Here is a 22,425-nt window from a genome sequence, read left to right as displayed (position 1 = left end):
GATTATATGGATAGAAGATTTGAAAAGACCCTTAGCCAAATATTGAGCGTAGTGGTTCTTACTTTGTTTATCATTACTATAATATCGTCTCGTGCAAATATTTTTGCTATAAATTATATTTGGGCGGTGGGCTTTTTGATAGCTTGGGCACTCATGTTAGTCTATGGAATATACATATTATTTCAAAAAAATTCCTATGGCTTATCTATATTTACGGCTATTGTAACGGCTATTGGATTTGGAGTTTTAAGTGTTCCTGCAATTTTAGTATTGGCAAGATTTATACCAGGATTACCAGTAGGTCTTAATTTAAATAATCAGTTCCTTAATTTAAATAATCAATTGATTCTCTATACAGTTCTAATAGTTGTGTACTTTATTCACATTTTAAATATTTTAAAGCTTAGAAATATGACAGAAGAATATGTAGAGTGTAGTGATAATGAAGATATTAGTTCTATAATTAACAATGATTTGGAAGAAAACAATGAAGATTATGATATAATAACTAAGAATTCTGATGATAAAATTGTATTTGAATCTGATATTAATGAAGAAGTGGAGTATAATACAGAAAAAGTTGATCTTGTAGAAGAATTAACAGATGAAGATTTAAAACTTATGGAAGGTGAGGATAACAATGGCTAAGGAAAATGGAGTATCATTATCAGTAATAAAAAGATTGCCTAAGTATTATAGGTATCTAGAAAGTATTAATGATCGTGGGATTGTAAGAGTTTCTTCTAAGGAGCTTTCAGAAATTACAGGTCTTACAGCAAGCCAAATTAGACAAGATTTAAATCACTATGGTTGTTTTGGTCAACAAGGCTATGGTTACAATGTAAAAGAGCTTATGGATGAGCTTTCAAAAATCATAGGTGTAGATAAACAATATAATATGGTTTTGATAGGATATGGTAATATAGGCCATGCCCTATACCAATATAAAACTTTTAGAGATTTAGGCTATACTTTTACTGCAGTTTTTGATAAAGAAACATCTAATAAAGAGATTGAAGTAAAAGATATAGATGAACTTAGCGATTATCTGAAAAATAACAAGGTAGATATTGGAATAATTGCAACGCCAAAAGAAGCAAGTCAAGATGTTTGTGACGTACTTTGTGATGGTGAAGTTATGGGTATTTGGAATTTTTCTCCAGTAGATCTTAAAACAAAAAATGGAGTTGTTTTAGAAAATGTACACTTAGATGAGTCACTATTTACGCTTACATATTTTATAAACTCTCCAGAGGATTTTAATTATTAATGAATATACTTACAGCAAGCAATTTAAGTAAATCATATCCTACTAAGGAAATATTTAAAGGCTTAAGCTTTAAGATTGAAAAGGGTGATAAGGTCGGCCTCATTGGCATAAATGGGGCAGGCAAATCCACCCTTTTTAAAATTTTAATGGGGGAAGTTTCTAAAGACAGTGGAGATATATATATCCCAAATGATATTAAAGTAGGGTATTTAAAACAGCAATTAGCAATAGATTATAGTATTTCGATCTATGATTACTGTATGAAAGTTTTTGATAAAATCATAGATATAGAAAAAAAATTAAGAAATATAGAAAAAAAATTAGCTGATCCAAACATGAATTCAGATAGGATGGATTCATTATTAGAAGAACATAATAAGTTATTTGAGAAGTTTGAAGCACAAAATGGATATTCTATAAAATCAGAGCTTGAAGGAACCCTTAAAGCTATGGGTTTTTTAGAAGAAGACTTTGATAAAAATATCAATGACCTATCAGGTGGACAAAAAGCTAGGGTAGAGCTTGCTTATTTACTATTAGAAAAGCCAGATCTAATCTTGCTAGACGAACCTACCAATCATCTGGATATAAATGCTATAAGATTTCTTGAAAATTTCATAAAAAATTATCAAGGTTCGGTAATAGTCATCTCCCATGATAGGTACTTTTTGGATAATACAGTAAATAGAATATTTCTTCTAGAGAATGGTAGTCTAAATACTTATAATGGTGACTACACTACTTTTATGAATAAGAGAAAAAAAGATTTAGAAGTTAGAATGCACCAATATAAGGCTCAACAAAAAGAAATTGACCGTCAAGAAGAGATAATAGAACGTCTTAAAAATCAAGGTGGGTCCAAACGTAAGAGAGGCATATCACAATCTAGATCCCGTCAAAAACTTTTAGATAAGATGGATCGTATAGAAAAACCTGATAGTGTAAATAGTTCAATGAAACTAAAGTTTACTCCAAGAATACAAAGCGGTGAAGATGTATTAAAGGTAGAAAAGCTAGAGAAAAATTTTTTAGATAAAGAAGTTTTCAAAAATATTAGCTTTGATTTATACCGAAATGAAAGAACAGCTATAATAGGAGAAAATGGCGTTGGTAAGACCACATTGTTTAGAATCATTATGGGAGAAGAACTTCCGAGTGGTGGAAAAATTAAACATGGACAGAGTGTAAATGTAGGATATTTTGATCAGGAGCAAAAATCACTTAACTTAAATAACACTATTTTTGATGAAATAAGGGAAACTTATCCTATGCTTACCAACTTTGAAATTAGATCTTATTTAGCTAAATTTATGTTCTATGATAGTGATGTAGATAGAGAAATTTCTGAACTTTCTGGTGGTGAGAGGGCTCGTATCTCTTTACTTAAGCTTATGATCTCTGATACAAATTTTATATTAATGGATGAGCCTACTAATCATTTAGACATAGATAGTAAGGAAATCCTAGAAGATGCTATCCTAGATTATGAAGGTACCATGCTTATAATAAGCCATGATAGATATTTTTTAAATAAGATAGCAATAAAAATTTTAGAGATGAAATCAGATGGTATGGATGAGTATATGGGTAACTATAGTTATTATGAAAATAAACAAAAAGAAATAAAAGAATCTTCTATAGAAAGAGAAAGTCAGATAGTAAGTAAGACTCAACTTGCAAAAGAAAAGAAAAAACAAAACCTTAAAAAAAATGAAATAAAAAAAATTAAACAAACTATTAAAAATATAGAAAAAGAAATGGAAGATATAGATAGTAAGGTTGATGAGTTAACTGAACTTACTTTAATGGAAAATTTTTATAGTAACCAAGATAAGGTCAAAGAAACATTTGAAGAAATAAAGAGTTTAGAAAATAAAAAAGAATCTTTGTCAGATCAGTGGTTTGATCTTAATATTTCTTTAGAAGAATAGATATTTAGAGGTGAAGATGAAAGAAAAAAATAAGTTAGATGAAAAATCTAAAAATAATTACAAGGTAGGTTTGTACCTGATATTAACTTTCTTTGCATTGTGGTATATAGAACCTCTATCAAATTTTTTACTTAGTACCTATGGGGTTGTTAGACCAATGATAATAGGATTTGCTATAGCATTTGTGATAGATTTACCTATGAGCTTTTTTCAAGAAAAGGTATTTGGTAAATTTATAGATCCATTAAAGCATAGAAATCTTGTATTAGCGCTTTCCTTATTTATAAGCTGGGTCATATTTTTTGCTATAATTACGTTGATATTAGTTGTAGTCATACCAGAATTAATAAATGCAATTCAATCAACTATACAAAACCTTCCAGCCTTTATGGATGCTGTTATAAAATATACACAAAAAATGCCATCTATAAATCAAGCAGCTATTGATTTTAAAGAAAATTTTGCTAATCTTGATTTAAGCACTATATCTCAAAAAATTACTGATTATGCAAGTGGAGATAGCACAAACTTATTAAGTAGAGCACAAAATATAATATCATCTGTAAGCTCAGGGTTGGCTGCAATTGGACTTGGTTTTATTTTTTCAATATATGTTAGTATAAACAAAAAATCATTGAAATTAAACTCTAATAGGTTGCTTTATGCTAATTTTAATGAAGAAACTGCAGATCAAATTAATTATGTATTTAAGCTAAGCTATGATGCTTTTGCTAAATTTTTAAACTCAAAAATCTTATCATGCATAACACTAGGTATTTTAAACTTTATAGGCATGAAGATACTTAGATTGCCTTATGCAGGGATGATATCAGTTTTGGTTGGTACATTGGATATTATTCCATACTTTGGAGCAATAATAGCTGCAGCAATAGGCGTGATTTTGATATTTATCCATTCACCATTTAAAGCTTTGGTGTTTATAATATTTCTTGTGATTTTACAACAATTACAAGAAAAAATTATTTATCCTTTATTTATTGGTAAAAATTCTGGGCTTCCAGCAATATGGATTTTTGTATCAGTAATATTAGGAGGCAGATTATTTGGTATACCAGGTATGATCTTATTTATGCCAATAGCAGCTGTACTTTATACTTTAAGTCAAGATAATGTAAATAAAAAACTAAAAGAGAAAAAAATGGATAGGATAACAGTGGCAGAAAAGGCAAAAAAATCATATGATGAGATGAGAGAAGAAAAATTGAGAAAAGAATTTTAAAAGAGGTGATGTTGCAGAATAGATAAATCTATTCTGCTCATCACCTTTTTTAGTGTATATTGGTATCAAGCCATTAAATTCTGTATCTTTCTTTAATATGAAAATGAATTTATCCACATTTTTCATAAAAATAGGCTCAATTAATACAGCTAAGATTTTTAATATTTTTTTCTTAAGAAGCTTTGTATTTTATGAGTTCTAAATTCTTGTTTTCTATTTTGGATGCCAGTTTATTTAGGTTTAGTGCCATTGATAAGAGGCATATTTCACTTATTATATTTGATTTTCCTCTATGGTGGAATCTGTTGTAGTTTAGTCCTGATTTTATTTTGGAAAATGCACCTTCAGCTTGGATTGATCTATTTATTCTTTCTTCTATTCCTTGGTCTGAGCTTATATTTTCTAAGGATTCTTTCCTATATTTTTGAAAGATTTCTGCTATGTAGATTCCTTTGGTTTTCTGACCATCTTTGTTCCAGTTAAAGCATCTGTATACTTTGCTGGTTGTTGTGTATCCGCTTTTTCTTTTTCTGTATCTATCAGTGCACCTTATGAATTCTTTGCCTTCTTTTGATATGTATTTGTCTGATGTTTTATCATATCTTAGACTATTTCTGAATTCTTCTTCTTTTTTATACTTTCTAGTTTTTAATTGTTCGTAGTTGGATGGTTTTATGTATGATAAGAGCTTGTTTTCTGCAAGAAAAACATAGTTTTCTTCGCTTTCATATCCTGAATCTGCTACTATTTTGTTTAGTTTGTCGGGGTGGTTTTTGAGTAATTTATTTAGAAATGGTTTTAAGGTGTACATATCGGATGGATGGTGGGATACATTTTCTCCTATGATGAAGCCTGAGGAACTTGCTAGTTGGATGTTGTAGGCTGGTTTTAATTGACCATTTTTCATATGATCTTCTTTCATTCTCATGAAGCTTGCATCATGGTCTGTTTTTGAGTAGGAGTTTCTGTGCTCTCCCATTATTTCTAGATGTTTCCTGTAGCTTTCTAGTTTGTTCTTCCAATCTTTGAGCTTTTCATAGTCTCGTTGGAGTTGGTGTTTTCTTTTTCCTTGTCCATGTACAAAGTTTATTTTATTTTCTGTACTTATCTGATTGAATGCTATTCTTACTACTGCTAATACCTGTGATGGTGTTAGTTCTCTATTTAAATTAAAGTGCTTTATTATTTTTACTCTTAGTTTCTCTTGCCATTTTTCAATGCTTCCTCGCCACACGAAACTATATCTATTGGCGTAGGCTTCTATTTTTGTTCCATCTATGTATATGCTTGATAAGTCTATTTGATTTTCTTCTATTAGTATTTGAATCATTTGATTTAACAAGTTTGGTGCTAGTTCTACGATTTTTTGTCTAAATCTGTTTATTGTACTATGATCTGGTGGATTTTCTCCATCTAAAAGGTATTTTATCCTCAAATCATATTTGCATGATTTTTCTATATTTCTTGATGAGAATATTCCTTCAGAGTAGCAAAATATTATTATTTGTAGCATTGTTACTGGGTTTACTGTAGGTTTTCTTCCAAATGATGAGTAGACTTTTTTTAATTCTGATAGATCCATCCTTTCAATTATATTTTTTACAAGCCTTAACTTAACATCATCTCTGACATATATTTCAGTGTCAAAATTCATTTTTAATTGAATAGTATCATTAACTAGTGTAAAATTAGTTAATGATGATGTATTTTTAACGGTTTTCATAAATACATTGTATCAGAAAAAGACGAGGATTTCAGTTTCCTCGTCTTTTTTCTATATTAGGACTTTTGCAACAGCCCCTTTTTTATACATTTTTATTTTCAAATATTATTAGAAGATATCCATCGTTTACATTTATTGAAAAATCTTTCTTACAAGTTTCATTGGATACTCCCAAACTGCTATCTAGGGTTAAATCATAATCATTGAGTTCATAAAATAAACCGCTTATACTAATTCCTTTAACAGCTTCACTGAGCGCAAATATTGAAACATAAAAATCATCTTCATTTTTAAATTTATAAGTAAAGCTATCATTAATTATAAATATTTTTTTATATTTTGACTTTATAATTACATCTATACCTAGTTTTTTATATTCTAGGCTACTTCTAATATTTGCAAAGGTATGAGAATCACGCCCTCCAAGACCTCCGTATATTATAATTTTATCATAATCCTTATCTTTAGCTATCATCATTGCAGCTTTTGTATCTGTATAATCTTTTATAGGATTAAGTTTAATTACTTTATTATTATCTATTGGTTTATCACTTGAATCAAAATCTCCAATTATTATATCTGGATTAATTCCTGATTTTTTTGCATGATCAAATCCTCTATCAGCAGCTATCACCAAATCATCATCTCTGATTTGATCATAAAATCCATCAAAATCTCCACCTGCAATTATAAAACACCTTTTCATATCTTCTCCCTTTTATTTATTACATATCATTATAACACTTTTAATTTTATAATCGGGTAAAATATATTGTATATTAACCTTTATGTAAAGGGGAAGATTATGAAGCTTAAAAATAGCAAAGTAGGAAAATTTGTTCCTATAAAAACCACTGAAGGTATTTATTATGGTGGATATCAAAACTCTTTGATGGAATTAGGAGTAAATAAATTTTATAGGGATAGATCTTGTGTTGTAACAGCGTTTACCAATACTTATCTATATATGTATCACCCTGACGAAGAATTTAGCTTAGATGAGTATAACAAGTATCAGTATGAATTTTATAAAAGGCTTAGGCCTCACATTAATGGTGTACCAACTGTAAAGGCTTTAAATAATAGGGTTAATCGTATAAGGAGAATTCATGGATTAAAGCTTGATGCTCACTTATTAACTGAGAATTATTTCAAGAAAGTTTCTACAGAGCAAAAGATTGCTTTTATAAATGATGGATTAAGGAAAAATTGTCCAGTTATTTTTATAAATTGGATGAGTAATGTTATAAATGTTATGAAACATCATGGAGTAACTATTACAGAATGTAATGATATGGGGGACTACCATGAACTAGTAATCTCAAGTTGGGGTAGAAAGTATAAGATAAATTTTGAAATTTTTGATAGACAGATAAGATCATATACTGGTCTTATATATTTTGAAAGGAAAGATTATGGATTATATAAAAGTTGAAGTATTTGTACCAGAAGAAGACAAATGGAAAATTATAGAAGGTCTTAATAAAAAAGAAATTTTAAAAGATAATGGATACGACTCCGTATTTTCAGAAGCTAAGGTCATTGGTCATTTTATTCCTCTAAAAGGATCTAATCCTGATAAGGGAGAAATAGATAAGCTTTGCGATGTAAATGAAGTAAAGCTTGAATTTAGGATAAAAGAGACTTATAAAGATTTAGCTTTTGACATAATTAAGGAAAATCATCCTTATGAAGTTCCAGTCATAAATTTCATAGATTTATTATAAGGGGGAGTAATGAGTAAGACTCAAGAAAGATTACAAAGATCTAATGGTGTAATAATGCCTATATTTTCTATCCCATCACCATATGGTATAGGAACTTTTGGTAAGGCAGCCTATGATGTAGTCGATTTTATATCAGATGCGTCACTTAAATATTGGCAAATTTTACCATTAGGACAAACTTCCTATGGAGATAGTCCCTATCAATCTTTTTCGTCATTTGCTGGCAATCCTTATTTTGTTGACTTAGATATGTTAATAGAAGATGGATTTTTAAAAGAAGATGACTTGGATAATCTTAACTTTGGAGATAATGATAGGTATGTAGATTATGCTATTCAATATAATTTAAGATATAGAATTCTAAAAAAAGCATATGAAAATTCTAAAGGAAAGCTTGATAATAAAATAAAAGAGTTTAGAAAAAAAGAAGCTTATTGGATAGAAGACTATGCTATGTTTATGGCTATTAAACACGATAATTTAGACATAAGTTGGGTTGAATGGGATGATAAGTTGCGTGATCGTGATACTAAGGCCTTGGATGAATTTAGAAAAAAACACAAAGATGATATAGATTTTTATGTATTTATTCAATATGAATTTTTTATCCAATGGGGAAAACTAAAAGATTATGCAAACCGTAGAAATATAGATATAATTGGTGATTTGCCAATATATGTAGCATTTGATAGTTGCGATGCTTGGGTGAATTCTGAAATACTAGCAATGGATGAAGTTACAAAAAAGGCCCTTATAGTTGGAGGAGCACCACCAGATGCTTATTCTGAAGATGGTCAATTATGGGGTAACCCAGTATATAATTGGGATAAGGTAAAAGAAACTTCCTATGATTTTTGGGAAAAGAGAATTGGTATGGCTTTACGAACTTATGATTTATTAAGACTTGACCACTTTAGAGGATTTGAAAAATACTACGCAATTCCTGCGACAGATGAAAATGCTAAGTTTGGTAGCTGGGAAATTGGTGGAGGTTATGAATTTTTTGATCATATAATGAAAAAGTATCCAGATAGACAATTTATTGCTGAAGATTTGGGGTATATCACTAAAGAAGTTGATGATCTAAAAGATTATTATGGTTTCCCAGGCATGAATGTTATACAATTTGCTTTTAACGAAAACTTCGATAGCAATTACTTGCCCCATAATTATGAGAGAAACTCAGTAGTCTACGCATCAACTCATGATTCATCTACCCTTAAAGGGTGGCTTGATAATCTAGATGAAGAAGAATTAAGTTTTGTAACTAGATATTTTGGATTAGAAGAAGATGATAATTACCTTTGGGAAATTATTAGAGCCTTGATGGCTTCAGTTTCAGATGTAGCTATGTATCAAATCCAAGATTTCTTTGAAATGGGAGATGAATCAAAAATAAATAGCCCATCCACTCTAGGAATTAATTGGAAGTGGAGAAGTAAAGAAGAAGATTTTACAGATGATTTAGCAGAGAAGATTAAAGAAATGTCAAGATTATACGGGAGATACAATGGATAAGTTAGAAAAAGATAAGTTTACGGATAGCTATGTTGAAAACCTACAGAGAATTACTCTAAAAAACTTTGATGAAACTAGTGAGAAAGATAAATATGATGCACTTTGTGATACCATTATGGAACTAATCAATCAAGAATGGAGAGAGAGCAAAGAGAAATCAAGACATGAAAGGAAAGCATATTATTTTTCTGCTGAATTTTTAATTGGTAGATCACTTGGTAATAATCTCATTAATTTAGGTATTTATGATGATGTAAAGGAATTATTATGTGAACTAGGTATTGATTTTGAGGCTTTAGAGGATTATGAAGATGATGCTGCCCTTGGAAATGGCGGATTAGGCCGACTAGCAGCTTGTTTTATGGATTCTGCTGCAACTCAAGATATCAATATGTATGGATATGGTGTACGTTATCGTGAGGGTTTATTTAAACAATCATTTGAGAATGGATTCCAAAAGGAACAAGGAGATAGCTGGATAAAAGACGGAGATGGCTGGTCTATAAGAGTAGATTCTGATTCAAGAATAGTAAACTTTAAAGATCAACAGGTTAAAGCTGTGCCATTTGATATGCCAGTTGTAGGGCTTGAAAATGGTAAAGTAAATACCCTAAGACTTTGGCAAGCTGAACCGTTTGAAGAGTTTGAATTTGATAAATTCAATAATTTTGAATACGATGCTGCCGTTGCTAAAAAAAATAGAGCGGAAGACATAACAAGAGTTTTATATCCAAATGATATACAAAGAGCTGGTAGGGTTCTTAGATTAAAACAACAATATTTCTTTGTATCAGCATCTATCCAAGATATAGTTGCTAAGTATAAGAGGTATTTTGCAGATGATATGAGATTTAAAAATTTCCACAAATATCATGTTATACAACTTAACGATACTCATCCGAATATAGCAATTGCAGAATTAATTAGAGTACTAGTGGATGAGAATAGTCTAAGTTTTGAAGAAGCTCTTGAAGTTGCAAGAAAGGTCTTTGCCTTTACAAATCATACGGTTTTGCAAGAAGCTATTGAAAAATGGCCAATAGATATAGTAGAAGAAGTAAGTCCAAGGTGTTTAGAGATAATCTATCAAATTAATGATGTTTTAGTAAATCATTTTAAGAAAAAAGGATTATCAGAAACAGAAATAGATCCTTATAGAATAGTAATAAATGATCAAGTTCATATGGCAAATCTTGCAATATATGTAGGATTTTCTATAAATGGTGTAGCAGAGCTTCACACAGGGATATTAAAGGTGGATACTTTTAAGCACTGGTATGAGGTGTTTCCAGAAAAGTTTAATAACAAGACTAATGGTATAACACCTAGAAGATGGTTACTTTATGCTAATAGACCATTATCAAGTTTTATAACAGAAAAACTTGGAAGTGATAATTGGAAATATAATCTAGATGAGCTTAAAGGACTTGAAAAGTTTGCTCGTGATGAAAAAACTTTAAATGAACTTTGGGATATCAAACATGCTAATAAAGAAAGATTAGCAAAATATATTCTAGAACATGAGGGAGTTAAGATTGATCCAAATTCTATATTTGATATTCAAGTAAAAAGAATTCACGAATATAAACGTCAACATTTAAATATACTTCACATCATTTATCTATATCATGAGCTTAAGAAGAATCCTGATATGGACTTTTATCCAACGACATTTATCTTTGGTGGTAAGGCGGCTCCAGGATACTTTAGAGCAAAGGGTATTATAAAGCTTGCCAACGAAGTAGCAAGAGTAGTAAACAATGATTCAGAAGTAAATGATAAACTGAAAGTAGTATTTGTAGAGAACTTTAGAGTATCATACGGAGAAAAAATCTATCCTGCAGCAGATGTTTCTGAACAAATATCAACAGCTGGTAAGGAAGCTTCTGGCACAGGGAATATGAAATTTATGCTAAATGGTGCCCCAACGCTTGGAACCCTTGATGGAGCAAATATAGAGATTTTTGATCACGCTGGAGAAGAGAATAACTACAGATTTGGTGCAACTGTTGAAGATTTAAAGAATATTCAAGCAAGCTATAATCCAGTAAAACTCTATCAAACTGATAAGAATATCAGAGATGCAGTTGATGCTCTTGTAAATGGAGAGCTAGATGATAATAATTCATATATGTTCCTTGATATTTATAATGAATTGATAAATCCACAAGACGGTTCACGTGGTGATAGATACTATGTACTAAAAGATTTTGAAGATTATAGAAGAGCACACGAACAAATAAATAAGGACTATAGAGATAAATTAGCTTGGTCTAAAAAATGTTTAATGAATATTGCCAATGCAGGTTACTTCTCATCAGATAGAACAATAATTGATTATGCAGATCATATTTGGAAAGTAGACTCTCCAAATTATTAGAAATGGAAAAAAATGAATAAAGATATAACAATGGGTTTACTCATCCCGTTTTTGGGAACCTCCTTGGGAGCGGCATGCGTTTATGTAATGAAAGATGAGATAAATCAAAAAGTACAAAAAGGATTATCAGGTTTTGCTGCTGGCGTCATGGTTGCAGCTAGTATCTGGTCGCTACTAATTCCATCAATGGATATGGTAGAAGAAAAAATGGGGAATATGAGTTGGATTCCAGCTGTAGTTGGTTTTATTATAGGAATAATTTTTCTATTATTCCTAGATGAGCATGTACCTCACCAACATATTGATTCTAATCAGCCTGAAGGAAAAAATAGCGAAAATTTAAGAAGAACAACTATGATGGTATTGGCTGTAGTAATACACAATATTCCTGAAGGAATGGCAGTAGGAGTAACTTATGCTGGAGCAGCTTTTGGAGCAGGTAATGTGAACTATGCTCAAGCTTTAGCTCTATCAATTGGTATAGCTATTCAAAACTTTCCAGAAGGAGCTATCATATCGATGCCATTAAAAACTGCAGGGGTCTCAAAGAATAAATCATTTTGGGCAGGAGTTGGCTCTGGCGCAGTGGAACCTGTAGCAGCAGTTTTGACAATTCTATTATCACAAATAATGATTCCAATCCTGCCTTATTTACTAAGCTTTGCAGCTGGAGCAATGTTTTATGTAGTGGTAGAGGAACTTATTCCAGAAGCAACAGGAGAAGGAGATGCGCACACAAATATAGGAACTCTAGGATTTGCAGCAGGCTTTGTAATAATGATGATACTTGATGTTATGTTGGGATAGGATTTAATAACTTTGTTGGTTTATCTTTGCCAAAGTAATTAATAAAATACCCAGTTTACTAGTATTGGTAAACTGGGTATTTTTTTATATAAAAGATTAATATAATAATTGAAGTTCTAGTTACTTAAAAGCTAGAATTGTTTGAATGAGAATAAATAGTTGATTAATAAAACCTAATTAATTTTCTAATGTGAATTACAACTAAAATATGAATAGTGTAATATTTTATGAGTAAGAGTTTGCACAAAATATTTGTGGTCACCTATTTTTTTGTTTTGCCTTAAAGTACACATTTATTTAAATAAATAGTACTATATTATTAGAAAAGTATAGGGGGTATTATGAATTATATAACAGATTTTATTAACTCTTTAGCACTTATAAGAGTTACAGATATTATTGATATAGCTATAATAGCTTTTGCTGTTTATAAGCTATTTTCACTTTTAAGAAATACAAGGGCTGAGCAAGTTTTATATGGGCTTATAATTGTATTATTATTCGCATCTCTTGCTGATATTTTAAATCTAAATACAGTAAGTTGGGTTATGAATCAGTTTTTGACAGTTGCACTTGTTTTTATCATAGTAGTATTTCAGCCAGAGCTTAGATCAGCTCTAGAGAGGATAGGTCGAGGTAGATCAATTTTTACTGGTGAAAGAGCTGTAAAAAGTGAAAAGACTATAGATGAGCTTGTTAGGGCTATGACATCATTATCAAGGCAAAAAATTGGTGCTCTAGTAGTTTTGGAAAGAGAAGTGGGCCTGAATGATATAGTTGAGTCAGGTACTACTTTAGGAGCAGATGTTTCAAGTGAGCTTTTAATAAATATTTTTATACCCAATACCCCTTTACACGATGGAGCAGTTATCATAAGCAGTGATAAGATAAGAGCAGCAGCTTGTTATTTACCACTTTCTAATTCAAATACTATTTCCAAAGAACTTGGAACCCGTCATAGGGCAGCAGTTGGGATTTCTGAAAGATCAGATTGTTTAGTTGTAGTGGTTTCCGAAGAAACAGGAAATATTTCAGTAATAGAGTCAGGCAGAATAGACAGATATTTGGATGAGGACTCTTTTAAACAAAGACTTTATAATGAGTTGGTTGTAAAAGAAGTAATGAAAGAAGAAAAGGAAGTTTCAGATGAACAATAAAAATGATACAAAACTTAAAATACTTTCAGTTCTTCTAGCTATTTTTATGTGGACTTTTGTAATAAATTCTACTAATCCTACAGTAAATAAGACATATAGGAACATTCCAGTAGTTATTAAGAATCAGGATAATTTAGAAAAATCTGGATATACTATAGTTGGAAATGATGAGTCTTTAACTACTAATATTAAATTAAAGGGTACTCGCGAAAAACTAGTGGGACTTAAGACTTCTAATATCTATGCATATATTGATATCGCAGATGTTAAGGAAGGTATTCAATCAGTCGAGATAGTTGTAGATACACCTACAGGAGTTACAGTAGATGAGTTAGAACCTGAAGAAATAAACCTTAATATTCAAAAAGTTATAGAAAAAACATTGCCGGTTAATTTGATAATTAGTGATAAGATTAAAGATGGTAGAATTGTAGAAGTTAATGAACTTTCACCAGAAGATATAAAAGTGAAGGGGCCTGCTTCATATATTAATAAGATTGATAGAGCAGAAGTAAGAATTGAGGATATGGATCTACTTGATGGTAAGATTCACAGCTTGCCTGTCGCAATTCTTGATAGGAGTGGGAATAAAATTTCTGGATTAGATATTTCAAATGATGATATAAACGTGTCATTTTTAGTTTATGAAACTAAAAAAGTTCCAGTGAATTTAAATACAACAGGAGAGCCTGCTCAAGGATTTGAGGAAAGTTCTAGAGAAGTATCTCCAAATAAGGTAGTTATAAAAGGTCCGGAGTCCATTATAAGAGATATTGAACAGATAAATACAAAGCCGATAAATATAAATAATTTAAAATCATCTTCTTATGGAGATGTAAGATTAGACTTACCTGAATATGTCGAGGTCTATAATGGTGAAAATCTAGTAAATTATAGAATTGATGTACAGAAAAAGTCTACTAATGATAAAGATGATGGCAAAGAAGAAGAAAAAAAAGATGAATGATGAGATTTTAGAAAAACTAGAAGTTTGTGGTTATGAAACTTATTTAGTTGGCGGCTATGTCAGAGATGAGCTTTTAGGAAGAAGAAATTATGATATAGATATTACTAGCCAAGCTAAGCCTAATGAAATAAAGGAAATTTTTAAGGACTATAAACTTGTTGACATAGGAGCTAAGTTTGGAACTATAAAAGTATTCAAAGATGATAAAGAATATGAAATAACTACTATGAGAAAAGAATCTTCATATAATGATAAGAGACATCCTGATAAAATAGAATTTTCAGATGATATATATGAAGATTTAAAAAGGCGTGATTTTACCATAAATGCTATGGCTAAGAGAAATAATGAAATTATAGATCCTTTTAATGGAAAAGTAGATATAAAGTTAAAAGTTATTAGAGCTGTAGGAAATGCTAATGATCGCATAAATGAGGATATGCTTAGAGCCTTAAGAGCAGTAAGATTTGCAACAACACTTGATTTTAAAATCGAAGATAATTTAAAAAAAGCTATTAAAAATAATGCAAGATTAATTTCAGATATATCTAAAGAACGTATACAAGTAGAGGTAAATAAGATTTTATTAGCAGATAATCCAAAAAGGGGAGTAAAATTACTGGATGAGGTTGGATTATTAAAATATATTTTTCCAGAAGTTTATAGAACAAAAGGTTTTAACCAACATTCGACTTTTCATTTTGAGGATGTGTATGATCATAGCTTAACAGTTCTAGCAAAAACTCCTCCTATTCTTGAAGTTAGAATGGCAGCTCTTTACCATGATGTTGGTAAGGTTGATACTTTCTTTTTGGATGAAAATGGAGAAGGAAGATTTTTTGGACATCAAAATTTATCAGAAGAGCTTTTAATAAATAGACTTAAAGAGCTTAAATACTCTAGTAAGTTTATTAAGGAAACTTCAATTTTGGTAAAAAGGCATATGGATAATACAAATATCTATACTAAAAAATCTGTAAGAAAGCTTTTAAGAAATATAGGAGAAGATAATTTATTGAGATTATTTGCCTTACAAAGAGCCGATGTTCTTGCTACAAGATATGGTAATGATTCTAATATAGATTTGGGACTAAAGCTTTTAGAAGAGATAAAAGATGACGATATTCCTAAGACTAGAAGTGAGATAAAAATCAATGGCAATGATTTAAAGCAATTGGGCTTTAAAGAAGGTAAAGAACTAGGAGATACTATTAGAAAAATAGAAAATTTAATATACGATGAAAAGCTTAAGAATAATAAGAAAGATATTATAAATTACATTAATTCCAGACTTAAAAATGTTGATTGAAGAATACAAAAGTAGTATATTAGACAAATGAGTAGCTATAAAGCAGGAGGAAGAAATGACAGAATTAAAATCTCATGATAATAACCTTACAAAATTTGAATTTGATGTTGCTTATGATGATTTTGCAAAAGCTGTAAATACAGTTTATAACAGAAATAAAAAAAGATATAGAGTAGATGGATTTAGAGCAGGACATGTTCCAAGAAGAGTTCTAGAAAAAATGTATGGTCCAGAAATTTTCTATGATGAAGCTATTCAAATAGTTTTTCCAGAACCATATGAAAAAGCAATTGAAGAATTAGAGCTTGAACCAATTGACCAACCATCCGTAGACTTAGATGATATAGAAAAAGATAAAGATATCACATTTAAAGTTGAGGTAGAAACAAAACCACATCCAACTTTAGGTGATTATTCAGAATTAATAATCGAAGAGATTCCATCAGAAGTAACTGATGAAGATGTAGAAAATGAACTTAAAAGACAACAAGAAGAAAATGCTAGATTAATCCCTGTAGAAGATAGAGAAGCTAAAGAGGGAGATACTGTAAATATTGACTTTGATGGATACCTTGATGGTGAAAGATTTGAAGGCGGTAAGGCAAGTGATTATGATCTAGTATTAGGTTCACATACTTTTATAGAAGGATTCGAAGATCAAGTTGCAGGACACAAAGTTGGGGATAAATTTGATGTTAATGTAACATTCCCAGAAGACTACCAAGCTAAAGAATTCCAAGGTAAAGATGCAAAATTTGAAGTGGAAATCAATTCTATAACAGAAAAGGAACTACCAGAATTAGATGATGATTTTGCTATGGACATTTCTGAATTTGAAACATTAGATGAGCTAAAAGCTGATCTTAAAGAAAGTCTTAAAGAAGAAAAGGCTAACTATGCTACAAATATGATGCAAAATCAAGCCATAGAAGCCTTAGTAAAAATAAGTGAAGTAAGCGCTCCAGAATCTTTGGTAAGCCAAGAAATTGACGTTGAAATGCAAAATCTTGACCAAAGATTACAACAAATGGGAATTGGTCTTAGCCAATATGTTGAAATGACACAAATGGATATGGACCAAATCAGAGACCAATACAGAGCTCAAGCTGAAGAAAAAGTAAAAGCTAATCTTGTAATGGATGAAGTAGCTCTAAAAGAAGCCTTTGATGTAACAGATGAAGAAATCGAAGAAGAAATCAACGAATCAGCTAAAATGTATGGTGTTGATGATATCGAAAAATTCAAAGAAATCTTTAGAAGTAATGTATCAGAAGATACTATGAAAGAAAATATTAAAAGACGTAAAGCTGTTGAATTATTAGTTGATAATGCAAAAGCTCTACCTCATGAAGAGTATCACAAAGCAGTTGGTGATGACCATGATAATGAAGATTCTAAAGAAGAAAGCGAAGAAAACTAAGATATCATCCTCCATTTTATAAATAAAAGGAGATTTTATGCAAGCAAGAAATTACTTAGTACCAACTGTAGTAGAATCAACAAATAAAGGCGAAAGAGCCTATGATATATATTCAAGATTACTAAAAGATAGGATTATTTTTCTATCAGGAGAAGTAAATGATCAAATGAGTGATATAATTATTGCCCAATTGCTTTTCCTAGAAAGTGAGGATCCAGATAAGGACATTCAATTTTATATCAATTCCCCAGGAGGAGTTGTAACAAGTGGTCTTGCAATTTATGATACAATGAATTACATCAAACCAGATGTATCTACAATTTGTATAGGTCAGGCAGCTTCTATGGGAGCAGTATTGCTTTCCTCAGGAGCTAAAGGCAAGAGATTTTCTTTACCAAACTCAAATATTATGATTCACCAACCAAGTGGTGGTGCACAAGGTCAAGCTTCTGATATAGTTATCCAAGCTGAGCAAATAATAAAAATTAAGGAAAGATTAAACCATATCCTTGCAAATAATACAGGTCAAGACCTAGAAAAAATAGAAAAAGATACAGATCGTGATTTTGCCATGACAGCTGAAGAAGCACTTAATTACGGCTTAATCGATCAAGTAATTGAAAGTAAGTAGGCAAAGATGGCAAACTTCGAAGGTGAAGATGTAAAATGTTCTTTCTGTGGCAAGGATAGTTCGCAAGTAGATCGTATAATCGCAGGTGCAGATGCTTATATCTGCAATGAGTGCGTAGATTTATGTAGTGATATTATTAATGCAGAAGTGAAATATAAAAATGATTACTTTGATGAAGATGGTAATGTAAATCTTTCTACACCAAAGGAAATCAATGAATTTTTAAACGATTATGTTATTGGTCAAAATGAGGCTAAAAAAACTCTATCAGTGGCGGTTTATAATCACTACAAGAGAATAAATGCAAATAATGAGAATATGGGTGAAGTAGAATTACAAAAATCCAATATTTTAATGCTAGGACCAACTGGTTCTGGTAAAACATTACTTGCTCAAACCTTAGCTCGTAAGCTAAATGTGCCATTTGCCATTGCAGATGCTACAAGCCTTACTGAGGCAGGATATGTAGGAGAAGATGTAGAAAATATTATCTTAAAACTTATCCAAGCAGCAGATTATGACATCGAAGCTGCTGAACACGGTATAATTTATGTCGATGAGATTGATAAAATTACTCGTAAGAGCGAAAATCCATCTATAACCCGTGATGTATCTGGTGAAGGTGTTCAGCAAGCACTTCTAAAATTAATAGAGGGCACAGAAGCTAATGTACCTCCACAAGGTGGCAGAAAACATCCTAGCCAAGAGTACATTCAGGTAGATACAAGTAATATACTATTTATTTTAGGTGGTGCTTTTGATGGCATTGAAGATATTATCAATCGCAGACAAGCTCAAAAGACTATAGGCTTTGGTGCTGAAATAAAGTCAAATGACCATGTTGCAAACTTATCTGATGTTAATACTGAAGATTTGCTAAAATTTGGATTGATACCAGAATTTATAGGTAGAGTTCCAATCATTGTTACTTTAGATAGTCTTGACCAAGATGCCTTAATACGCATATTAAAGGAACCTAAAAATTCTTTGATCAAGCAATATAAAAAGTTATTCGATTTAGATGATGTTAAACTAACATTTGAAGATAAGGCAATTAAGGAAATAGCTGATAAGGCTATTGCCCAAAAAACTGGTGCAAGGGGGCTTAGAACTATACTTGAAGATTTGCTTTTAGATGTTATGTATGATATACCATCAAAAACTGAAATAAAAGAAGTAGTTGTTACAAAAGAGTCGATTGATGATCACTCTAAATTAAAATATAAGAAAAAATAAGTAAAGATAAGTAAAAGGGGATGCTAGTCATTCCCTTTTTTAAAAGGGAGTTAAAGATGGCAGATGTTTATAAACTAAGCACAAATGAATATCCTTTAGTACCTCTTAGAGGACTTTGGGCATTTCCTAATACAATAATAAATTTTGACTGTGCTAGAGCTATCTCAAAAAAAGCAATTGAAGATGCTAATATTAGAAATACAGATGTATTTTTAGTAAACCAAAAAAATATTTTTGATGAAAATCCACGCACTGATGCTCTTTATGATTATGGAATGGTAGTAGGGATAAAAGAATCATTTACTCTTCCTAATGGTGATTTGAGAGTTTATGTTGAAGCAAAATCAATTGCAAAAGTCAATGAAATAAAGATAGGTGAAGGTTTTTATAGAGCAAATGTTGAGCAATATACTTATATAGAAGATAATGAAGAAATAACAGCTAAAAAAGAAGCTTTAAGAAAGCTCTTAGTAGAAGATTTCAAAAATTATGTAGAGCTTGACGGTAATGTATATGACGAATCAGTATTTTCAATGGGGGAAGTGCATAATCTTCATAGACTTGCTGATGTAATAATTTATCATCTAGATCTAAAAGCTGAAGAGTACTATGCACTACTTAAAGAACTAGATACAGAAGCCCGTCTTACTTTATTGCATGAGATTTTAACTAGAGAAATAGATCTTAAGAACCTAAGCCTTGAAATAGATCAAGAAGTTCAAGAAAACATCAATCAATCTCAAAAAGAATATTTTCTTAGGGAAAAGATTGATGCAATTCAAAGAGAATTAAATGAAGCTACTGGTGATTATGAAAGTGAAGCCATAGAACTTATAAATAAGATTGAAAAACTTAAGCTAGATGAGAACAGCAAAAAATCTTTGTTAAAGGATGCTAATAGACTTGCTTCTATACCTGAAATGAGTCCAGATTATGGTGTTATCAGTGCTTACTTAGACTTTGTTGTTAATTTACCTTGGAATAAAAAATCTAAAGATAAATTAGATATAAAAAGATCTCAAAAGATCCTTGATGAAGATCATTATGGACTAGATGAGGTTAAGGAACGCATTCTAGAATCTATTGCAGTAAAGATTAAAAACAAAAATACTCAGGGCACGGTATTGTGTTTAGTAGGACCTCCTGGAGTTGGGAAGACTTCTATAGCTAAGTCTATAGCACGTGCTTTAAACCGTGAGTTTGTAACTATGAGACTTGGTGGTGTTACTGATGAGTCTGAGATTAGAGGTCATAGAAGAACATATGTAGGTGCTATGGCTGGAAGGCTTATGGCAAATATCAATAGATCTGGTGTTAAGAATCCGGTATTTTTATTAGATGAAATTGATAAGCTTGGATCAGATTTTAGAGGAGACCCATCATCAGCATTGCTAGAAGTTCTAGATCCTGAGCAGAATGATAAATTCATAGATAGATATTTGGACATACCATTTGATTTATCAGATGTATTTTTCATTACAACAGCAAATGATGCAAATGAAATTCCTGATGCTCTTTATGATAGATTAGAAATTATTGAGCTTTCTGGTTATACTCTAAATGAAAAATTAAATATAGCAAAGAAATACTTAGTATCTAAAGAAAAAGAAAGAAATGGTCTGAAAGAAAATGAGCTTACAATCTCTGATAGCGTCTTAGAGGCAATTATAAAAAATTATACTAGAGAGGCTGGCGTTCGTGAATTAGAAAGACTTATAGCAAAAATTTGTAGGCGTGCAGTAAAAGAAATCTTAGAAGGTAAAGCGCAAGTTAGAGTTACGATGGCTAATTATAACAAGTATCTTGGTAGAGAGAGATTCCTAGAAGATCATATATCTCGTGAAGATAAGGTAGGTGTTGTTAATGGATTGGCTTGGACGTCAGTTGGTGGTACTATGCTTACTGTAGAAGCAAATGTCATGGAAGGTAAGGGAAATGTAGAATTTACAGGCTCTCTTGGAGATGTTATGAAAGAAAGTGGACAAGCGGCTATGACATATATAAGGTCTAATGCTAATAAGTTAGGCATTAAAGTCAAATTTTATGATGATAAAGATATCCATGTCCACGTACCAGAGGGAGCTACCCCAAAAGATGGACCGTCAGCAGGTATTACTATGACAACAGCTATGGTAAGTGCCCTTACTGGAAAAAAAGCTAGAAATAATATAGCTATGACAGGTGAGGTTACTATAACAGGAGATGTATTACCAATTGGTGGATTAAAAGAAAAAGCCCTAGCGGCCTATAGTTATGGTATAAAAGATGTAATAATACCTAAGAAAAATAAAAGAGATACGGAAGATATACCAAGGGAAATTAGAGATAAGATTAATTTTATAGAAGTTTCAAATGTTTCAGAAGTTATAGATAGGACTCTGATATGAAATTTAAGTCGATAGAATTAGAACAAGTAGCAGGATTCAAATCACAGTGGCCAGATAGATCTATAGAAGAGATAGCTTTCGTTGGTAGATCCAATGTAGGTAAATCTTCTTTTATAAATGCATTTTTGGGAAGAAAGAATTTGGCAAGAACATCATCTAAACCTGGAAAAACTAGGACTATTAATTTTTATAATATAGATAGTAAATTTAGATTAGTAGATTTGCCAGGCTATGGATATGCCAAGGTATCTAAGGTAGAAAAGTCTAAATGGGATAAGTTAATCAATGAATATCTTCACCAAAGAGAAAATTTAAAAGAAGTTTTTCTTTTAGTAGATATTAGACACGATCCAACTGATCTTGACTGCAAGATGTATGAGTGGATAATTGATTCTGGATTTACTGGTTTTGTAATAGCTACAAAATACGATAAAATTTCTAAGAATCAACTTCATAAGCACATTAATGCTATAAAGAAAAAACTAAATATAGAAGATGAGGGTTTGATTTTTGCATACTCATCAGAAAATAAACATAACCTAGGCGTAATCCATGAACAGGTAGAGGTTATAATAAATAATTAAAATTTCTCACCTATTGCAAATGATTGGCACTTCCTTATATAAAGTTTTGGGAAATTTTAGTCTAAATTATTAACTATAAGTATTTTATATATAGGGTATATTTAGCTAAATTTCTTACAAGATACTCTATAATATAAG

Annotated in this window: 19 protein-coding genes; 17 read left to right on the top strand and 2 right to left on the bottom strand. The window is 30.8% G+C overall.

What is annotated here, in order from left to right; genetic code table 11:
* Nucleotides 1-6 precede the first annotated feature (6 nt).
* From ABXG81_RS07195 to ABXG81_RS07180, 4 genes are read left to right on the top strand one after another with little or no spacing between them, the layout of a single operon-like run.
* Entirely contained in the window at nt 7-648 is a 642-nt protein-coding gene (locus ABXG81_RS07195; protein WP_353528664.1) for a hypothetical protein, read from the top strand.
* Nucleotides 641-1,270, top strand: a complete 630-nt coding sequence (locus tag ABXG81_RS07190) for a redox-sensing transcriptional repressor Rex (protein WP_117522319.1) — start codon at nt 641-643, stop codon at nt 1,268-1,270. The genes ABXG81_RS07195 and ABXG81_RS07190 overlap by 8 nt, the downstream gene beginning before the upstream one ends.
* Nucleotides 1,270-3,201 carry a ribosomal protection-like ABC-F family protein gene (gene abc-f / locus ABXG81_RS07185; RefSeq protein ID WP_353528662.1) on the top strand — a complete coding sequence of 644 codons (1,932 nt, stop codon included), beginning with the start codon at nt 1,270-1,272 and terminating at the stop codon, nt 3,199-3,201. The genes ABXG81_RS07190 and abc-f overlap by 1 nt, the downstream gene beginning before the upstream one ends.
* Before the next feature lie 16 nt (nt 3,202-3,217).
* Nucleotides 3,218-4,441 (top strand): AI-2E family transporter, encoded by a 1,224-nt coding sequence (locus ABXG81_RS07180; protein WP_353528661.1) that lies wholly within the window; start codon nt 3,218-3,220, stop codon nt 4,439-4,441.
* 172 nt (nt 4,442-4,613) lie between these two features.
* On the opposite strand, the gene ABXG81_RS07175 is transcribed toward ABXG81_RS07180, so the two are convergent.
* Both ABXG81_RS07175 and ABXG81_RS07170 read right to left on the bottom strand, forming a co-directional pair.
* On the bottom strand, nt 4,614-6,164 hold the full coding sequence (locus ABXG81_RS07175; protein WP_353528659.1) for an IS1182 family transposase: 1,551 nt from the start codon (nt 6,162-6,164) through the stop codon (nt 4,614-4,616).
* An 82-nt stretch (nt 6,165-6,246) separates the two neighbouring features.
* Nucleotides 6,247-6,870 (bottom strand): thiamine diphosphokinase, encoded by a 624-nt coding sequence (locus ABXG81_RS07170; RefSeq protein WP_117521999.1) that lies wholly within the window; start codon nt 6,868-6,870, stop codon nt 6,247-6,249.
* Nucleotides 6,871-6,969: 99 nt separating this feature from the next.
* Between ABXG81_RS07170 and ABXG81_RS07165 the strand changes: the two genes are divergently transcribed.
* The 13 genes from ABXG81_RS07165 to yihA all read left to right on the top strand — a co-directional run bounded on the left by ABXG81_RS07165 (nt 6,970) and on the right by yihA (nt 22,287).
* Nucleotides 6,970-7,599 carry a hypothetical protein gene (locus ABXG81_RS07165; RefSeq protein ID WP_353528658.1) on the top strand — a complete coding sequence of 210 codons (630 nt, stop codon included), beginning with the start codon at nt 6,970-6,972 and terminating at the stop codon, nt 7,597-7,599.
* A complete protein-coding gene (locus ABXG81_RS07160; protein ID WP_353528657.1) occupies nt 7,580-7,891 on the top strand; it encodes a hypothetical protein in 312 nt (103 codons plus the stop codon). Before ABXG81_RS07165 ends, ABXG81_RS07160 begins: the two co-directional genes overlap by 20 nt.
* Before the next feature lie 9 nt (nt 7,892-7,900).
* The gene (gene malQ / locus ABXG81_RS07155; protein ID WP_353528656.1) at nt 7,901-9,409 is read left to right on the top strand and encodes a 4-alpha-glucanotransferase; all 1,509 of its coding nucleotides are present in this window, start codon (nt 7,901-7,903) and stop codon (nt 9,407-9,409) included.
* Complete coding sequence (locus ABXG81_RS07150; protein WP_353528654.1) at nt 9,402-11,789, top strand: glycogen/starch/alpha-glucan phosphorylase; 2,388 nt, start codon at nt 9,402-9,404, stop codon at nt 11,787-11,789. The genes malQ and ABXG81_RS07150 overlap by 8 nt, the downstream gene beginning before the upstream one ends.
* 12 nt (nt 11,790-11,801) lie before the next feature.
* On the top strand, nt 11,802-12,596 hold the full coding sequence (locus ABXG81_RS07145; RefSeq protein ID WP_117522004.1) for a ZIP family metal transporter: 795 nt from the start codon (nt 11,802-11,804) through the stop codon (nt 12,594-12,596).
* A 341-nt stretch (nt 12,597-12,937) separates the two neighbouring features.
* A complete protein-coding gene (gene cdaA / locus ABXG81_RS07140) occupies nt 12,938-13,753 on the top strand; it encodes a diadenylate cyclase CdaA (RefSeq protein WP_117522005.1) in 816 nt (271 codons plus the stop codon).
* The gene (locus ABXG81_RS07135) at nt 13,743-14,720 is read left to right on the top strand and encodes a CdaR family protein (protein WP_288223252.1); all 978 of its coding nucleotides are present in this window, start codon (nt 13,743-13,745) and stop codon (nt 14,718-14,720) included. The genes cdaA and ABXG81_RS07135 overlap by 11 nt, the downstream gene beginning before the upstream one ends.
* A complete protein-coding gene (locus tag ABXG81_RS07130) occupies nt 14,689-16,029 on the top strand; it encodes an HD domain-containing protein (RefSeq protein ID WP_316154292.1) in 1,341 nt (446 codons plus the stop codon). The genes ABXG81_RS07135 and ABXG81_RS07130 overlap by 32 nt, the downstream gene beginning before the upstream one ends.
* A gap of 55 nt (nt 16,030-16,084) precedes the next feature.
* The gene (gene tig / locus ABXG81_RS07125) at nt 16,085-17,449 is read left to right on the top strand and encodes a trigger factor (protein ID WP_353528651.1); all 1,365 of its coding nucleotides are present in this window, start codon (nt 16,085-16,087) and stop codon (nt 17,447-17,449) included.
* 37 nt (nt 17,450-17,486) lie between these two features.
* Nucleotides 17,487-18,080 carry an ATP-dependent Clp endopeptidase proteolytic subunit ClpP gene (gene clpP, locus ABXG81_RS07120; protein WP_209813136.1) on the top strand — a complete coding sequence of 198 codons (594 nt, stop codon included), beginning with the start codon at nt 17,487-17,489 and terminating at the stop codon, nt 18,078-18,080.
* 6 nt (nt 18,081-18,086) lie between these two features.
* Complete coding sequence (clpX, locus tag ABXG81_RS07115; RefSeq protein ID WP_117522009.1) at nt 18,087-19,316, top strand: ATP-dependent Clp protease ATP-binding subunit ClpX; 1,230 nt, start codon at nt 18,087-18,089, stop codon at nt 19,314-19,316.
* A gap of 56 nt (nt 19,317-19,372) precedes the next feature.
* A complete protein-coding gene (gene lon, locus ABXG81_RS07110; protein ID WP_353528649.1) occupies nt 19,373-21,703 on the top strand; it encodes an endopeptidase La in 2,331 nt (776 codons plus the stop codon).
* On the top strand, nt 21,700-22,287 hold the full coding sequence (yihA, locus tag ABXG81_RS07105) for a ribosome biogenesis GTP-binding protein YihA/YsxC (protein WP_117522011.1): 588 nt from the start codon (nt 21,700-21,702) through the stop codon (nt 22,285-22,287). Before lon ends, yihA begins: the two co-directional genes overlap by 4 nt.
* Nucleotides 22,288-22,425: the final 138 nt, after the last annotated feature.

This window comes from Anaerococcus nagyae (genome assembly GCF_040364225.1).
Taxonomy (GTDB): Bacteria; Bacillota; Clostridia; order Tissierellales; family Peptoniphilaceae; genus Anaerococcus; species Anaerococcus nagyae.
This window is presented reverse-complemented; position numbering and strand designations above follow the sequence as displayed.

Bases quoted from the DNA above. Each gene is read 5' to 3' on its own strand.
- ABXG81_RS07195 (WP_353528664.1), top strand. From the start codon at position 7: ATGGATAGAAGATTTGAAAAGACCCTTAGCCAAATATTGAGCGTAGTG.
- ABXG81_RS07190 (WP_117522319.1), top strand. From the start codon at position 641: ATGGCTAAGGAAAATGGAGTATCATTATCAGTAATAAAAAGATTGCCT.
- abc-f (WP_353528662.1), top strand. From the start codon at position 1,270: ATGAATATACTTACAGCAAGCAATTTAAGTAAATCATATCCTACTAAG.
- ABXG81_RS07180 (WP_353528661.1), top strand. From the start codon at position 3,218: ATGAAAGAAAAAAATAAGTTAGATGAAAAATCTAAAAATAATTACAAG.
- ABXG81_RS07175 (WP_353528659.1), bottom strand. From the start codon at position 6,164: ATGAAAACCGTTAAAAATACATCATCATTAACTAATTTTACACTAGTT.
- ABXG81_RS07170 (WP_117521999.1), bottom strand. From the start codon at position 6,870: ATGAAAAGGTGTTTTATAATTGCAGGTGGAGATTTTGATGGATTTTAT.
- ABXG81_RS07165 (WP_353528658.1), top strand. From the start codon at position 6,970: ATGAAGCTTAAAAATAGCAAAGTAGGAAAATTTGTTCCTATAAAAACC.
- ABXG81_RS07160 (WP_353528657.1), top strand. From the start codon at position 7,580: ATGGATTATATAAAAGTTGAAGTATTTGTACCAGAAGAAGACAAATGG.
- malQ (WP_353528656.1), top strand. From the start codon at position 7,901: ATGAGTAAGACTCAAGAAAGATTACAAAGATCTAATGGTGTAATAATG.
- ABXG81_RS07150 (WP_353528654.1), top strand. From the start codon at position 9,402: ATGGATAAGTTAGAAAAAGATAAGTTTACGGATAGCTATGTTGAAAAC.
- ABXG81_RS07145 (WP_117522004.1), top strand. From the start codon at position 11,802: ATGAATAAAGATATAACAATGGGTTTACTCATCCCGTTTTTGGGAACC.
- cdaA (WP_117522005.1), top strand. From the start codon at position 12,938: ATGAATTATATAACAGATTTTATTAACTCTTTAGCACTTATAAGAGTT.
- ABXG81_RS07135 (WP_288223252.1), top strand. From the start codon at position 13,743: ATGAACAATAAAAATGATACAAAACTTAAAATACTTTCAGTTCTTCTA.
- ABXG81_RS07130 (WP_316154292.1), top strand. From the start codon at position 14,689: ATGGCAAAGAAGAAGAAAAAAAAGATGAATGATGAGATTTTAGAAAAA.
- tig (WP_353528651.1), top strand. From the start codon at position 16,085: ATGACAGAATTAAAATCTCATGATAATAACCTTACAAAATTTGAATTT.
- clpP (WP_209813136.1), top strand. From the start codon at position 17,487: ATGCAAGCAAGAAATTACTTAGTACCAACTGTAGTAGAATCAACAAAT.
- clpX (WP_117522009.1), top strand. From the start codon at position 18,087: ATGGCAAACTTCGAAGGTGAAGATGTAAAATGTTCTTTCTGTGGCAAG.
- lon (WP_353528649.1), top strand. From the start codon at position 19,373: ATGGCAGATGTTTATAAACTAAGCACAAATGAATATCCTTTAGTACCT.
- yihA (WP_117522011.1), top strand. From the start codon at position 21,700: ATGAAATTTAAGTCGATAGAATTAGAACAAGTAGCAGGATTCAAATCA.